This is a genomic window from Veillonella parvula (assembly GCF_001553335.1).
GTDB lineage: Bacteria > Bacillota > Negativicutes > Veillonellales > Veillonellaceae > Veillonella > Veillonella parvula_S.
Genome location: NZ_KQ960797.1, coordinates 1 through 621, shown reverse-complemented (window position 1 = coordinate 621; position 621 = coordinate 1). Strand labels below are relative to the sequence as shown.

The 621-nt window shown below is 44.6% G+C and carries 1 pseudogene; it reads right to left on the bottom strand.

What is annotated here, in order from left to right:
- A pseudogene (locus HMPREF1865_RS06185) lies at positions 1-621 on the bottom strand (ESPR-type extended signal peptide-containing protein); the annotation flags it as partial.

Here is a 621-nt window from a genome sequence, read left to right as displayed (position 1 = left end):
ATTTGTTTACATCAGTAATGCCACCGACTACATTCACTTGTTCGTTAAGTTTCTTCTTGATAACAGCACCTGTATCACCGCCATATTTCATGCCGTCATCCAATGTTGCAACATCATGTTTGTCGCCATTCTTTTCTTCGATAACGAGACGAGTGATGTTTGTACCGTCAACGCCAGGTTTACCGTCGCCACCTTTAATGGAGATGCCGTTAGCACCATCTTTACCATTCAAGCCGATAGAGCCGTCTTTACCATTGATAACAACAGCGGAGCCGTCTTTACCGTTAACTCCGATGGAGCCGTCTTTGCCGTCAGCGCCCTTCTTACCAAGCACTAGATCGTCATTTACGTTAACTTTGTATGGATTATTAGCGGAACCATCGCCTTCAACGGTCGTATTTTTACCGTCTTTAAGGATAGTTTTACCTGCAGCGATAGCGTCTTTCAATTGACCAAAGTTAACTGCATCCGTATTGTCAGTACCAGCCGCTACATTAGTAATCTTCTTACTGCCTGCATCGATGCCGTCCTTAACAATCTTAGGACCGCCAGTGATAGTCAGTCCATCACTGTTCATAACAGTATCGCCGGTAGTTACGCTGTTCAAACCTTTCAAGTCCT